This window comes from Microbacterium sp. Leaf151, from assembly GCF_001424225.1.
Classification (GTDB): Bacteria; Actinomycetota; Actinomycetes; order Actinomycetales; family Microbacteriaceae; genus Microbacterium.
Genome location: NZ_LMOR01000003.1, coordinates 83,391 through 97,996 on the forward strand (window position 1 = coordinate 83,391; position 14,606 = coordinate 97,996).

Sequence of the window (14,606 nt, forward strand, 5' to 3'; positions counted from 1 at the left end):
ACCATGCCCGGAACCGACCCGCTTCTCCTCGACGAGATCTCCCTCCTCTTGGTGTGGACGGCGGTCGCCATCTATGTGCTGGCGTTCATCGCCTACGCCATCGACCTCGCGCGTCGCTCCGACCTCGCCCTGAAGGCGAAGGACGAGGTCGTCGCGCGCGAGCTCGTCACCGCGGGCGGTGGGGGAGTGATCGGGGGATCCGCCGCGTCGTCGGCATCCACCGTCGCGTCGAAGCCGCGCTACCTGTGGGCTCGCCTGGGTACAGTGCTGACGACGCTGGGGTTCGTGTTCCACCTCGTCGCGACCGTCCTGCGCGGTGTCGCGGCCGAGCGGGTGCCGTGGTCGAACATGTACGAGTTCGCGCTGACCGGGCTGCTGCTCATCATCGCTGTCTACCTCGCCGTGCTGACGCGCTACGACCTGCGCTTCCTCGGTTCGCTCATGACGGGGCTCGCGGTGCTGCTGCTCGGCGGTGCGACGCTGGCGTTCCACGTCGAGGTCGTTCCTCTGGCCGATCCGTTGAAGTCGGTGTGGCTCGTCGTGCACGTGTTCGTCGCGAGCCTTGCGACGGCTCTGTTCGCCCTGGCCTTCGGCCTGTCGGTCGTGCAACTCATCCAGGCGCGACGCGAGCGCAAGCTCGCCGAGGCGCCGACGGATGCCGAGCCGAAGCGCAGCTTCCTGCGCACCGTGCCGTCAGCCGACGCCCTGGAGTCGCTCGCCTACCGCTTCGCCATCGTCGGCTTCATCTTTTGGACCTTCACGCTCATCGCCGGCTCCATCTGGGCGAATGACGCGTGGGGCCGCTTCTGGGGCTTCGACACCAAAGAGGTCTGGACCTTCGTCATCTGGGTGCTCTACGCCGGGTACATCCACGCCCGAGCGACCCGCGGCTGGCGCGGCACCCGTTCGGCGTGGCTGTCGATCATCGGCTTCACCGCGGTGCTGTTCAACTTCACGATCGTCAACGTCTTCTTCAAGGGCCTGCACGCCTACAGCGGCCTGACGACGTAAGCGACCGGCCCGGCGTGCGACGCGCACGCCGGTGTGCGGCGCACGCGGCCGTTGTGGTTACGCGGGCATTCCTCCGTCGATCGTCCAAGACACGCCGCGCTGCGGGTCGTCCCACGGCGTGTCTTGGACACTCGAATTGATGCCTGCACGAGCGTGGCGGGTGCGGCGTCGCGGACCTGAGTCACGGCACCCAGTCGTGTTGAGTGTCCAAGACACGCCGGGCGATCAGCGGGCAGGCGGCGTGTCTTGGACACTCAACGGGCTCGTTCGGCCAGGAGCGCTCGCCGAACCGGGGCGACGACGTCGTGCGCAGGCGTGTCGAGGTGGTGAGCGACCACGCGGATCAGGGTCCACCCCTCGTCGGCGATGGCGCGCCACCGGTCGGCATCCCGACGGAATTGCTCGGTGTCGGCGTGTTGACGACCGTCGTATTCGACGGCTACGCGCTGCTCGGGGTAGGCCAGGTCGAGCCGAGCAACGAAGGTGCCGGTGGTGGTGCGCAAAGTCCAATTGAGCTCGGGCTCGGGGAGACCGGCCCGGACCAGGATCAGACGCACCTGCGTCTCCCGTGGGGACTCGGAACCGGGTCGCACGAAATCCACCGCCTCGCGCAGCGCGACGGCACCGCGGCGTCGTGCCCTCAGCGCGGCCTCGGTGAGGTCCTCGACCGACTCGCCCTGCGACAGAACCCAGTCGCCGGCCGCCACCAGGTCGTCCATCCGCAGCAGGGAACCGAGCTGCGCCCAGGTCTCGACGCGGGTGGGGGCCGGCAGATCGCCGATCAGGGTGACGCCGTCCGGGGGGAGTTCCAGCCGATGTCCCACGACGCCGCGAGTGCGAGGTTCGCGAGTGGGCGGAATCGCGCCGACGTGGAGTTCGTCTCCGTGACGGAAGGGGAGGGGCATGCCCCAGAGCGTCGCGGCGGTGGTGTGGCTGAAGAACTGCCCGCCCGTGATCCGGGGCAGGTAGGCCTGGCAGCGATCCGCAACAGACTCGAGCGATTCCTCCCGCGCGACGCGCACGCCGTGGAACGGCGCCCGGAGGTCATCCGCGGCGAGGCGTCGACGGGGGATACCGAGGACATCTGCCTCTCGAACATGGAAGGCGGTGCCCAGGTCGGGCGGGAGCGGTCGAGTTCGCATCCCGCTAGCAGACAGCGTGTGCCGAGCGATGTCGCGCGGCGCCCCTCCCGCCTGTGGATAACAACCCTGGGGAGGACCTCCGCTCACGCTCGCCCGCGTCCCGATCGAGCAATGAGTGTCCTAGACATGCCGTGTCCGGCGTGATGACACGGCGTGTTCTGGACACTCGACGGGGGTTTCGGGCGCGGAGGGAGTCGGCCCGGTCGGCCCGGCGTCGCGCCCGCCCGCGTCTCGATCGAACGTTGAGTGTCCAAGACATGCCGTGTCCGGCGTGATGACACGGCATGTTCTGGACACTCGACGGGGGTTTCGGGCGCGGAGGGAGTCGGCCCGGTCCGCCCGGCGTCGCGCTCGCTTGTTGCGTTCGCCCGGCGCCATCCGACCAGCCGTCGCGCGGGCCCGCCCCCACCCGCCCGGGTCGCGTGCCGGCCCCCACCCGCCCGGGGTCGCGCGCTCGCCCGCGGAGCTGTGGGCTGCGCGGCTAGGCGGGCTGGGCGGCGGCGCGGGCGGATGTCGTGCGGCGACGCACCACCATCAGCGTCGTGACGATCAGTGAGAGCACTGCCCATACCACGAACCCCGCGATTCCGGCGGCGACGCCGCCAGATGACGACAGGGCGCCGAGCATCGCGTCGTATACCGGCGCAGTGGGCATCAGGGCGGCGGCCGCGGCGAGGGCGGGAGGCACGGTCGAGACGATGGTCGCTCCGAGCGCGAGTGCGCCGATGACGGCGGCCACCCAGCGCCCGGCGCCCCCGAACACGGCGACGAGCGCTTGGTGTACGGCTGCGAAGGCGATTCCCGCGGCGATGCAGATCAGGGCGAAGAGCGCCCAGTCGCCCCAGTCGTAACGGGATGCCACCTGCACGACCGCCGCGACCAGCAGGCCTTGCGCGGCGCCGACGCCGGCCGCCGGCAGGAAGCCTCGCAGAGCGACGAGGGCAGAGGGTCGACGGCTCGTCAGCGCCCGTGCCGAGACGGCCTGGAATGCCACGAACGAGGCAAGCCCGCCGAACCACAGCACCGCCATCGCCAGGAGGGGGACCGCCGCAAGGCCGAAGAGGGAATCGCTCGCGCCGGTCGCGGAGACGGGGTCGGCGACCACGTCAGCGAGAGTGGCCGCCTCCGCGTCGGTGTAGGTCGGTAGCTGGGACACGGCGGTGTCGAGGCCGGCGGCGAGCGATGTCGTTCCAGATGCCACCTGGTCGACGCCGTCGGCGAGTTGACCGGCACCGTCGGCGGCGCCCTGCGCGCCGGTCGCGAGTTGGGAGGCGCCGTCGGTGGCGCCCTGCGCGCCCGTCGCGAGCTGCGAGGCGCCGCCAGCGGCACCCTGGGCGCCCGTGGCGAGTTGCGCGGCCCCGTCACGCGTCTGGTCGAGTCCGCCGGCCAGTTGCGAGGCGCCGGAGCTCAGCGCGTTCGCACCGGTACCCAGCTGTCGCGCACCGTCGCCGAGCCCGGTCGCGCCCGTTGCGACACCGTCGATGCCGCCGGCGATCGTGTTCAGGCCGCTCTCGGCGTCGCGTGCGCCGATGGCCAGGCCCGCGGCTCCATCGGCCAACTGCGCGTTGGCCTCGGCGATCGTGCGGACGCCGGCCGGGAGCTGGGCCGCCTGTCGGGCGATCTGCCCGATGTCCGTCACGGTCTGCTGGGCACGGGGGAGTGCGGCGATGGCCCGGTCGGAGGCGACACGCAACTGCGCGCACAGCTCCGGGCTGGTGTTCGCATCGCAGGCGTCCGCCAGCCGCTGCAGATCGGCTGCGGCGGTGACGAGCGCGTCATTGACCTGCGGGGCCGCATCGGCCACATCGTTCGCTGCCTGCTCGAAGCCCGGAGGAATGGCGTCGGCGATCTGTCCGATCTGGTCGGCGAGCTGGCGGTTGCCCTCGGCGATGCCGTCGGCGCCGCCGGCGAGTCGCCCGACTCCGGCCGCGGCGTCGCGCGTGCCGGTGGCGAGCTGGGCGGCGCCGCTGGCGAGCTGGTCGGCGCCGTCGGCCAGTCCCGTCGCACCGCTCGAGATCTGGTCGGCCCCGCCCGAGAGCTCGCCCGCCCCGGCCGCGAGCTGGCCCGCACCGCTCGAGAGGGCTCCCGCGCCGGTGGCGAGCTGACCGACGCCACCCGAGAGCTGGTCGGCCCCGGTGGCCAGCTGACCGACGCCACTGGAGAGTGCGCCGGCGCCGTCGGAGAGCTGGCCCACACCGTCCTGCAGTCCGTCTGCACCGGTGGCGGCCTGCGAGGCGCCGTCGGCGAGCTGGCGCGCGCCACCGGCTGCCTGACCGAGCTGGTCGCCGAGCGTGGTGAACCCGAGGAACACGTTCTTCAGATACTGCGAGGACAGTTCGCTGCCATAGACGCTGGACGCGGTGGATGCCAACTGCGCGGTGATCGCACCGTCGACGACGCGTGCGTCGGGCGCCGTCTGCACATCGATCGTGGCCTTCTCGGGTGTCTCGCCGGGGCGGGTGGAAAGCGAGGCGGCGGTGAAGTTCTCGGGGATGGTCACAACGGCGGTGTAGGTGCCGTCGGCGAGACCCGCCGTGGCGTCTTCGTCGTTCGAGATGACCCAGTCGATGTTGCTGGGCTGATCATCGGCGCCCTTGACCAGTCCGCCGGTGAGCTGACGGCCGAGCGGAACGAGCTGACCGTCGAGCTCGACGGCCTTGTCGTCGTTGACGATCGCGGCCGTGATGTTGTCGAGCCGGTCGGTGGGGTCGTACAGCGCGCCGACGAGGATGCCGCCGATGACGGCGGGCAGGAGCAGGACGCCGATCAGCGTCAGCCAGGTGACGGGGCGGCGTGAGCGGGAGCGCTCGACGGGGAGAGTCATGCGAACACCTCGGAGATATCGGCGAAGGATTCCGGCTGCGCCGGTTCGCTCGGACGGTGACGGCGCCGGGTCGGCAGGGCGAGGGAGACCACATCGGGCCGCTGCGCCTCGGCGAGCAGGGCGAGGGCTCGGCGTTCGTCGCGCGCCGAGACGATGAGGGTGAAGGGCGACGAGGCATCGACGTCTCGCTCGCGCGCCGCGGTCGCGGCCCGACGCAGCACCTGCGCGACCTCGTCGCGGGCATCGTCGTCGAGGCGGTCGATGTCGGACACCACGACGATGCGCGCTCCGCCGCTGACGGCGTGCACGATCTCGGCGCCGGCGGTTGCGGGATCGTCGAGCAGGGCGACGCCGACACGTGCACGCACGGCGCCCGCGCGCTCGGGCACGAGCAACCCGTCGACCCGCAGCTTCCCCTCGATCTTCGACAGGCGCCCGGCCACAGCGAGCAGCAGGGTGCGGGTGGTGGGCGTCTCGCCCGTGACCAACAGTGTCCCGCCGTACCCGACGCGAATCGAGACATCGCGGAACACCGGCTGTTCGGCATCCGAGGCCTCGGCCGTGCGCAGATCGTCGGCGGCGACGGCCATCGCCGGTTCGGCGGGCCAGTCGGCGAGGCGCACCTCGCGCTCGACGGCCTCGCCCTCGACGTCGAACTTGGGGAGCAGCCGGTCGAGCCAGCGCGGCATCCACCAGGCCTTGTCGCCGAGCAGGGCGAGTACGGCGGGCACGAGTGTCATGCGCACGAGGAAGGCATCGACGGCGACGCCGACGGCGAGGCCGAGCGCGATGGGCTTGAGGCTGGAGTCGCCCTCGGGGACGAACGCCACGAAGACGGCGAACATGATGACGGCGGCCGCGACCACCACGCGGGCGGATGCCGCGAACCCGCTGCGGACGGCGCCGAGCGCGACCTCACGTGCTGTTCGTCCGTCGCGACGCGCGTGCACGTAGTCCTCTCGCATGCGCGAGACGAGGAACACCTGGTAGTCCATGGCGAGGCCGAAGAGCACGCCCATCACGACGATCGGCATGAAGCTGATGATGGGGCCGACCTTGGCGACGTGCAGTGCGTCGGCGAACCACCCCCATTCGAATACCGCGGCGACCACGCCGAAGGCGGCGGCGACCGACAGCAGGTAGCCGCCCGCGGCGGTGAGGGGCACCCAGATCGAGCGGAACACGATCATCAGCAGGATGAGCGACAGGCCGACCACGAAGAGGCCGAACGGCAGCAGTGCCGCCCCGAGCTGGTCGGAGATGTCGATCGTGACGGCGGTGTACCCGGTGACCAGGAGGCGCACGCCGAACTCGTCGTACAGGCGGTCTTCTTGCGCGCGCAACTCGCGGACGAGATCGGCGGTGCGCGGGTCGTCGGGCGCGGTCTCGGGCACGATCTGCACGATGCCGGTGTCGGCGGTCTCGTTCGGAGTCGCCAGCGCGACCTCGGCGACGCCGGGGATCTTCGCGATCTCATCGCCGATGTCGGTCATCAGGTTGAGCGGGTCGTTGCTCGTGACGATGGTGCCGGTCATGATGAGCGGGCCGTTGGCGCCCGGCCCGAAGTATTCGTCGGTCAGCTCGTACGCCACGCGGGCCTCGTCGCCCTCGGGCAGTTGTCCGGCATTCGGGAGGGTGAGGGCGAGGGAGGCGGCGGGGATCGCCGCCGTGCCGAGGAGTGCGACGATGGCGACGGTGGTGACCACGGGACGCCGTGTCACCAGCCCCACCCAGCGCTTCGCGGGTCCGTTGCGCTGAGCACGGATGGCCGCGGTCGCGGCCTTCTCTTCACTCTCGGCCGCAGCCCGGGCGGCCTCAACGGGGTCTTCGTCGGTCGCGACGCCCCGGGCGCGCTTCTTCGGCCGCTTGTGCCCCCACCCGACCACGCGATGACCGGCGAAGCCCAGCAGCGCCGGGGTCAGGGTCAGCCCGACGCACACCGCGATCGCGACCGCGACCGATGCGGCGATGCCCATCGTCGTCAGGAACGGGATGCCGGCGAAGCTCAGCCCGATGAGGGCGATGAGCACGGTGATGCCGGCGAAGACGACGGCCGATCCCGCGGTGCCGACGGCGCGCGCGGTCGACTCCTCGGGGTCCATCCCCGCCCGGGTCTGGTCTTGATGTCGCGACACGATGAAGAGGGCGTAGTCGATGCCCACCGCAAGTCCCAGCATGACCGCCAGCAGCGGCGTGGTCGCCGACACGGTGGCGAAGCCCGTCGCGATGAAGATGAGGCCGATCGAGAGGGCCACGCCCAGGATCGCCGTGGCCAGCGGCATGCCGGCCACGAGGAACGAGCGGAACGTCATCATCAGCACCAGCGCGGCGATGAGCACCCCGAGGGCCTCGGTGAGGGTCGCTCCGGGAATCTCGGTGGCGAAGAGCTGGCCGCCGAGGACGGCCTGCGAACCGGAGGGGAGGGCGGAACCGAGGGCGGTGGCGGCGTCGCGGAGCCCATCTTCCGTGGCCTGGGGTACGGCGGTCGCCTCGCCGGAGAATTGGATGCGGACGATGGCCGCGCGGTCGTCGTCGGCGATGCCGCCCGCGATGCGCGAGTCGTAGGGATCGGTGACGGCCTCGACGAAGTCGAGCCCGCCGACGTCGGCGGTCGTCGTCGCGATGGCGTCTTGATACGCCTGGTCACGCACACTTGAGCCGTCGGCGGCGACGACGATGATCTCGGCGCTCGCCCCGCTCACCTGGGGAAAGGTGCGCTCGAGCATCTCGAGGCCCGCCTGCGACTCGGTGCCGGGGATCGTGAAGGTGTTGTCAGTGCCCTTCGCGAAGAGCGCGACCCCGCCCCCGGCGAGCACGAGCACCAGCAACCACGCGGTCAGCACGCGCCACGGGTGGCGGAACGACCAGCGACCCAGGGTGTACAGGAATGTCGACACGGTGGCTCCCCACGATCGGTGAACGAGTCGATACAGCACCGTATCGGATACATCAATGTATCGTAGACCGAGATGGCGACGTCGAACCTGGACGTCACCCGAGGACAGGAGGTCGTGGATGACCGATTCCGCTCCCGCGACGACGCGGCGCCGAGAGAACACCCGCATCCGTCTGATGGACGCCGCAGCCGAGATGTTCGCCGAGGTCGGCATCGACGCGGCATCCGTCGAGGCCGTCTGCGAACGCGCCGGTTTCACCCGTGGTGCGTTCTACTCGAACTTCGCCTCGAAGGAGGAGCTGTTCCTGGCGCTGTGCGCGCGGTCGGCCGAGACCACCATCGCCGCCGTCCGCGACCGGGTCACGTCGATCGAAGATCGCGGTCTCGAGACAGCCGGCGACGTCCGGCAGCTCGTGCACGAAGTCCTCGAGGCGACGGGCGAGGACCGCCTCGACGTGCTCCTCGGAGCCGAGACGCGTCTGCAGGCGTTACGCAATCCCGAGTTCGCCCACGCCTACCTCGCCCTGAACCAGGGGCTCGGCGAGAGCGTCACGCAGCTCGTCCGCGACATCGCCGAGGTACGAGGCCTGGCGCTGCGCGTGCCCGCCGACGTCGCCACCGAGCTGCTGCTGTCGGTGTGGGTCTCCACCTCCGAGACGGCCCTGCTCACCCGTCAGGCGCCGGCGCTGTCGCGATCGGGGCTGGCCGAGCGGCTGGCGCAGGTGGTCGGGCTCATCCTCGAGTGACCTCGAGCAGGTCGTAGCAGCGGCGAAGGCGCGCCAGCCACCAGTCGCGCCGTTCGTCGGCGGCGGCCACGCGGTCGAGGTCGGCGGACGCGGGGCGGGGGCGTTCGAGCGACAGCAGGCCACCCCGGGCGACGAGCGGGGATGCCACGACGTCGGCCGCGAACAACGAGGCCGTGCCGAGCCCGCAGTCGAAGTCGAGCTGCGGCAGGGCCGCCGCGAGGGCGGCGCCCATCGACAGCCCGATCGAGGTGTCCAGCGCGCTGGAGACGACCACCGGCAGACCCGCCTGCGCGACGATGTCGATCGCCGCGTGCACCCCTCCGAGCGGCTGAGCCTTGATGACGAGCAGGTCCGCGGCGCCCGCGCGGGCGACGAGGAGCGGGTCGGCGGCTTTGCGCACGCTCTCGTCCGCGGCGATCGCGATGTCGAGATAGGCGATGCGCTCGCGCAGCTGCACGAGTTCGTCGATCTCGGCGCACGGCTGCTCGACGTACTCCAGGTCGAAAGCGCAAAGCGCGTGCACGGCGCGCTCGGCTTCGTCGACGTTCCACGCCGCGTTGGCGTCGATGCGCACGCGCCCCTCCGGTCCCATGACCTCGCGCACCGCCCGCACGCGCGCCACGTCGTCGGCGAGTGTCTGCCCCGCCTCGGCCACTTTGACCTTCACCGTGCGGCATCCGTCATAACGGGCGAGGACGCCGGCCACCTCGGATGCCGCGACGGCGGGGACCGTGGCATTGACCGGGATCGCGTCGCGCCGCGTCGGCGGTGCGGGCTCCCACCCGAAATCGAGGGCCCCGGCGAGCCAGGTCGCCGCCTCAGCGTCGCCGTACTCGGTGAAGGGCGAGAACTCGGTCCACCCCTGCGGTCCCTCGAACACCACGGCTTCTCGGGTTCCGATGCCGCGGAACCGCGTGACGAGGGGAAGCGCGACCACCCGTGCGGTGGCGAGGACGTCGGCGAGCGGGGGGAGGCGCGTGGTGCTCATGCCCCCATCCTGGCCCCGGTGTCGGTGGCCCGGAATAGGCTGGCCGCATGCTCCTCGATACCCCGGTCCGACTCGGCGTCCAGATCCAGCCGCAGCACGTGCAGTACTCCGACATCCGCGACGCCGTCCTCCGGCTGGAGGAGATGGGCGTCGACGTCCTTTTCAACTGGGACCATTTCTTCCCGCTCTACGGCGACCCCGATGGCGAGCACTTCGAGTCGTGGACGATGCTGGCGGCCTGGGCTGAGCAGACCGAACGCGTCGAGTTCGGTGCGCTGGTCAACTGCAACAGCTACCGCGGCGCCGATCTGCAGGCCGACATGGCCCGCACGATCGACCACATCAGCAAGAAGGGCGGCGACACCGGCCGCTTCATCTTCGGCACCGGGTCGGGCTGGTTCCAGCGCGATTACGACGAGTACGGCTACGACTTCGGCACCGCGGGCTCGCGCTTGAACGCGCTCGCCACCGACCTCGACCGCGTCGTCGAGCGCTGGGGCAAGCTCAATCCCGCGCCCACCCGCGGCATCCCGGTGATGATCGGCGGCAAGGGCGAGCAGAAGACCCTGCGCATCGTCGCCCGTCACGCCGATATCTGGCACAGCTTCGTCACACCCGACGAGCTGCCCCACAAGTTCGGCGTCATCGAGAAGTGGGCCGAGACCGAGGGGCGCGACCTCTCGGGCCTGATCGTCTCGAACGAGCTCAAGGACCGAGACGAGACCGTGGCTGATGCGCTGTTCGACGCCGGCACGCGCCTGTTCACCCTCGGCTTCTCCGGCCCCGACTGGGACTACTCCCTCGTCGAGCGCTGGCTGACCTGGCGCGACTCGAAGAACGCGTGAACCGGGCGGGGCGTCAGCCCGCTACCGCGCGAAGAATACGCGAGGGAAGGGTCCGTCCGGCGGGCGTGACGTTGCGCCCTCTCGATCCAGCCGTCCCGTTCCGCGCAGGGGCGCCGCGCGTAGGCTGATCGGGTGACCGTCTCCGAGCTCTTCGACCCCGCGGAATGGACCCTGGCGCCCGGCGCCGCGGACTACACCGACATCACCGCCCACGTCACCCACGACGGGCGCGTCGCCCGCATCGCGTTCGACCGGCCCGAGGTGCGCAACGCCTTCCGCCCGCACACGGTCGACGAGTTGTACCGCGCCCTCGACATCGCCCGGCAAGACCACCGCATCGGCGTCGTCCTGCTGACCGGCAACGGACCGAGCGCAAAAGACGGCGGTTGGGCCTTCTGCTCGGGCGGCGATCAGCGCATCCGCGGCCGCGACGGCTACAAGTACTCGCACGACGAGACGGCCGTCCACGACCCGGGTCGCGCGGGACGCCTCCACATCCTCGAGGTGCAGCGCCTCATCCGGTTCATGCCGAAGGTCGTCATCGCCGTCGTCCCGGGCTGGGCCGCGGGAGGGGGACACTCCCTCAACGTCGTGTGCGATCTGTCGATCGCCAGCCGGGAGCACGGTCGTTTCAAGCAGACGGATGCCGACGTGGGCTCGTTCGACGCCGGCTATGGTTCCGCATACTTCGCGCGCCAGATCGGGCAGAAGTTCGCGCGCGAGATCTTCTTCCTCGCGGAGGAGTACTCCGCCGACCGCGCGTACGAGATGGGCGCCGTCAACCGCGTCGTGCCGCACGCCGAGCTCGAGCGCGAGGCCCTCGCGATGGCCCGCACGATCCTCACGAAGTCGCCCACCGCGATCCGCATGCTGAAGTACGCCTTCAACGCCGTCGACGACGGTCTCGTGGGACAGCAGCTGTTCGCCGGAGAGGCCACCCGCCTCGCCTACGGCACCGACGAAGCAGCCGAGGGTCGCGACTCCTTCCTCGAGAAGCGCGACCCCGACTGGTCCGACGTGCCGTGGCACTACTGACGAGACGGGTGCGGCGCGTGAGGGCCACCGCATCGGACGGGTGCCGCGCGTGAGGCTCGAGTCCCCGGCATCCGGTGATCCCCGTGACGTGCTGCGGGCGCTGCGCGCCGCCGTGCTCGGGGCCGGTCCGGCCGTGGCGCTGGGGGGTGACGGACTCCCGAACGAGGTGCCCCCGGGGACCGCCGCCGTCGTGACGACATCGGGGTCGACGGGCGTTCCGAAATCGGTCGTCCTCAGTCGGAACGCGCTCATCAGCAGCGCCTACTCGACGGCCGCACGCATCGGCGAGGGCGCCTGGCTGCTCGCTGTCCCCGCTACCTACGTGGCGGGCGTGCAGGTGATCGTGCGGGCGCTGCTCGCCGATCGTGAACCCGCGGTGGTGTCCGGGCACTTCCGCCCCGAACCGTTCGCCGCGGCCGCCCTGGGCATGGCATCCCATGCCGACGGCGTGCGCGTGCCGAGCTACACCTCCCTCGTGCCGGCGCAGCTGCAGAGACTCCTGGATGCCGCCGAGCACGACACCACCGTCGCTCAGGCGCTGCGGTCGTTCGAGGCCATCCTCATCGGCGGGCAGGCGCTCGCGCCCGCGGTCCGCCGGCGCGCCGAGGCGCTCGGCGCGCGCGTCGTGCGCACCTACGGCTCGAGTGAGACCAGCGGCGGCTGCGTCTACGACGGCGTCCCCCTCGACGGCGTCGGCATGCGCATCGTCGACGGCGAGGTGCGGCTGTCGGGCCCCATGCTCGCCGAGGGCTACCTCGGCGACCCCGAGCGAACGGCATCCATCTTCCCCCTGGATGCCGACGCCAGGCGCTGGTACCGCACGGGCGACGGGGGCGAGATCGTCGACGGGGTGCTGCACGTCACCGGTCGCCTCGACAACGTCATCGTCTCGGGCGGCGTGAACGTGTCGCTCGATCGCGTCGAAGCCGCCGTCCGCGGCATCCCCGGTCTGGAGTCGGCCGTGGTGGTGCCGATCCCGGATGCCGAGTGGGGGCAGGCGTCAGCTGTGGTGGTGCCGGGACTCGCCGCCGTCGAGGAAGAGACGATGCTCGCTCGGGTGCGGGGGGTCGTGGGCGATGCGGTGGGCGCGCCCGCGCGACCGGCGCGTGTCGTGGCCATCGACGAACTGCCCACCCTTTCGTCGGGGAAGCCGGACCGAGCGTCCCTGCGCGCGACACTCGGGGCGGACCCGCGGGCATAGGATGACCCTCCGTGGCAGCTCCGTCTCGTAAGCGTTCGACCCCCGCCAAGAAGCGTCGCCCCCGCGGCAACCCGCAGAAGCCGGTGGGTGGTGCACCGCAGGCCGTCGCTCCGGCCACCGCGCGCGATTGGATCGCCGCGGCCCGCATCCGCACGCTTCCTCTCGCGATCACCCCGGTGCTCATCGGCACGGGTGCGGCGACGCTCGTGGACGAGCAGCTCCACTGGGTCATCGCCCTGGCGTGCCTCGCCGTCGCCTTCGCGCTGCAGATCGGCGTCAATTACGCCAACGACTACTCGGACGGCATCCGCGGGACCGACGACGTGCGCGTGGGTCCGGGACGCCTGACCGGGGGGAAGAAGGCGAAGCCCCGTACCGTGCTGATCGTGGCATTGGCGTTTTTCGCGCTCGCCGCGCTCATCGGCCTCGCGCTCGTCATCCGCACGGGGCAGTGGTGGCTCCTCCTCGTGGGGGCGGTGTGCATCGTCGCCGCGTGGTTCTACACCGGCGGCAAGCGCCCCTACGGCTACAACGCCATGGGTGAGCTGTTCGTCTTCGTCTTCTTCGGCCTCGTCGCCACCCTCGGCACGACGTGGCTGCAGGTGCGGTCACTTCCGCAGGAGGCGTGGTTCGGCGCGGTCGCCGCGGGCTTGCTGGCGTGCGCGGTGCTGCTCGCGAACAACCTGCGCGACATCGATCAAGACCGCCTCGCCGGCAAGCGCACGCTCTCGGTGCTGATCGGCCGACGCGCCACCCAGGTGCTCTTCACGGTGTTCGTGCTCGTCCCGTTCGGCATCGCGGTGTTCCTGGCGCTGGTCTATCCCATCGCGTGGCTCACGCTCGTCGCGCTCCTCGGAGGGCTCGCCGCCATCCTCATCGTCTGGACGTACCGCACGCCGCGTGAACTCATCACCGCGCTGCAGGTCACGAGCTTCACCTCCGTCGCCTACGGAGCCCTGCTGTTCTGGGCGTTCGCGGGTTGACCCGCCGTCGCTGCGCCGGGGTCTGACGCCACTCCCCGCCGGCTCCCGACGTCGCGCATCACTCGCACAGGACGCCAGGGCGCCGCGGCGTGAGCCGGGTAGCGCGGGTGTCCTCAGCGCTCGGAGCCGGCCCCGGGGTCGGTGCCGCGCCGCGGGGCGTCCAGGGCGGAATCCTCCGCGTCGGCGTCGGTCTCGGCGCCCGTGCGGCGGCCGGTGGCGGCGCGCTGCGCGCGACGCTCGGCGAGCCCGCCTGTGACGTTGTCGAGAGGGCGACGCAGGAACAGCAGCGACAGGCTGAAACCGATGAGGGCCGCGAAGATCGCCGCGAGCCAGGGCAGTTCCTGGAAGACGGGGAACAACAGCAGGACGCCGAGCGGCACCAGGAACGCGAGAAGTCGCAGCACCGTGTAGACGAGGGCCGAACGAGCACGCATCCTGTCAGTCTACGGCGGAGTGCGGCCCCCATGGTTCCGGGCCGTCGCCCAGCAGACGCACGTAGAATCGGTGCATGGCACGGTTGCTTCTCATCCTGGCGCTCGTGGCGACCGTCTTCTGGGTCTACACGATCGTGGACTGCGCCGTGCAGGCTCCCTCTCGTCACCGCGGGGTGAGTAAAGGCGCATGGATGGCGATCGTCATCCTGCTGCCGGTGCTCGGCGGCATCCTCTGGTTCGTGATCGGTCGTGGTCGCGCCGCGAGCAAGACGACGGCCGCACGGCGTGCGCCCGACGACGACCCCGAATTCCTCGGGCGCATGACCGCGACGGCCCGTGCCGACCAGGACGAACGGATCCGCCGCCTCGAGGAGGAGCTCGCGCAGCTCGACTCCGAGGCCGACGACCCGCAGCCGCCGAAGAAGCCGACCGATCCCGACAACCCCCCGGGGAAGGGCGACGACGACACCCGCGGTCAGCGCGGCGCCGTCGGCTGAGCCG

Annotated in this window: 12 protein-coding genes; 7 read left to right on the top strand and 5 right to left on the bottom strand. The window is 71.1% G+C overall.

The genetic code is table 11. The features are described 5' to 3' along the window. Positions 1–3: 3 nt before the first annotated feature. Positions 4–1,011, top strand: coding sequence for a c-type cytochrome biogenesis protein CcsB (gene ccsB / locus ASF76_RS07925; RefSeq protein ID WP_055955742.1), 1,008 nt, complete (start codon positions 4–6; stop codon positions 1,009–1,011). A gap of 254 nt (positions 1,012–1,265) precedes the next feature. Here ccsB and ASF76_RS07930 read toward each other — a convergent pair whose 3' ends face one another. From ASF76_RS07930 to ASF76_RS07940, 3 genes are all read right to left on the bottom strand, one after another. Then, on the bottom strand, positions 1,266–2,153 hold the full coding sequence (locus ASF76_RS07930; protein WP_055955745.1) for an endonuclease domain-containing protein: 888 nt from the start codon (positions 2,151–2,153) through the stop codon (positions 1,266–1,268). A gap of 481 nt (positions 2,154–2,634) precedes the next feature. Then, entirely contained in the window at positions 2,635–4,977 is a 2,343-nt protein-coding gene (locus ASF76_RS07935; RefSeq protein ID WP_055955749.1) for a YhgE/Pip domain-containing protein, read from the bottom strand. Further along, on the bottom strand, positions 4,974–7,874 hold the full coding sequence (locus ASF76_RS07940) for an MMPL family transporter (protein ID WP_055957123.1): 2,901 nt from the start codon (positions 7,872–7,874) through the stop codon (positions 4,974–4,976). The genes ASF76_RS07935 and ASF76_RS07940 overlap by 4 nt, the downstream gene beginning before the upstream one ends. 118 nt (positions 7,875–7,992) lie before the next feature. On the opposite strand from ASF76_RS07940, the gene ASF76_RS07945 reads away from it, so the two are divergent. Continuing rightward, entirely contained in the window at positions 7,993–8,619 is a 627-nt protein-coding gene (locus ASF76_RS07945) for a TetR/AcrR family transcriptional regulator (RefSeq protein WP_055955752.1), read from the top strand. Here the strand turns inward: ASF76_RS07945 and ASF76_RS07950 are convergent. After that, positions 8,606–9,607 (bottom strand): o-succinylbenzoate synthase, encoded by a 1,002-nt coding sequence (locus ASF76_RS07950; protein ID WP_055955756.1) that lies wholly within the window; start codon positions 9,605–9,607, stop codon positions 8,606–8,608. The genes ASF76_RS07945 and ASF76_RS07950 overlap by 14 nt on opposite strands. 47 nt (positions 9,608–9,654) lie before the next feature. Between ASF76_RS07950 and ASF76_RS07955 the strand changes: the two genes are divergently transcribed. The 4 genes from ASF76_RS07955 to ASF76_RS07970 all read left to right on the top strand — a co-directional run bounded on the left by ASF76_RS07955 (position 9,655) and on the right by ASF76_RS07970 (position 13,671). Beyond that, on the top strand, positions 9,655–10,452 hold the full coding sequence (locus tag ASF76_RS07955; protein WP_055955760.1) for an LLM class F420-dependent oxidoreductase: 798 nt from the start codon (positions 9,655–9,657) through the stop codon (positions 10,450–10,452). Positions 10,453–10,584: 132 nt separating this feature from the next. Then, positions 10,585–11,487: a 1,4-dihydroxy-2-naphthoyl-CoA synthase gene (locus ASF76_RS07960; protein WP_055955763.1), complete on the top strand. Its 903-nt coding sequence runs from the start codon at positions 10,585–10,587 to the stop codon at positions 11,485–11,487. 49 nt (positions 11,488–11,536) lie between these two features. Next, positions 11,537–12,688: an AMP-binding protein gene (locus ASF76_RS07965; RefSeq protein ID WP_055957124.1), complete on the top strand. Its 1,152-nt coding sequence runs from the start codon at positions 11,537–11,539 to the stop codon at positions 12,686–12,688. An 11-nt stretch (positions 12,689–12,699) separates the two neighbouring features. Then, complete coding sequence (locus ASF76_RS07970; protein WP_055955766.1) at positions 12,700–13,671, top strand: 1,4-dihydroxy-2-naphthoate polyprenyltransferase; 972 nt, start codon at positions 12,700–12,702, stop codon at positions 13,669–13,671. A 113-nt stretch (positions 13,672–13,784) separates the two neighbouring features. Here the strand turns inward: ASF76_RS07970 and ASF76_RS07975 are convergent, their stop codons facing one another. Next, entirely contained in the window at positions 13,785–14,105 is a 321-nt protein-coding gene (locus ASF76_RS07975; RefSeq protein WP_055955770.1) for a DUF4229 domain-containing protein, read from the bottom strand. A gap of 74 nt (positions 14,106–14,179) precedes the next feature. Here ASF76_RS07975 and ASF76_RS07980 point away from each other — a divergent pair, with 74 nt between their 5' ends. Continuing rightward, positions 14,180–14,602, top strand: a complete 423-nt coding sequence (locus tag ASF76_RS07980) for a PLD nuclease N-terminal domain-containing protein (RefSeq protein WP_055955773.1) — start codon at positions 14,180–14,182, stop codon at positions 14,600–14,602. Positions 14,603–14,606: the final 4 nt, after the last annotated feature.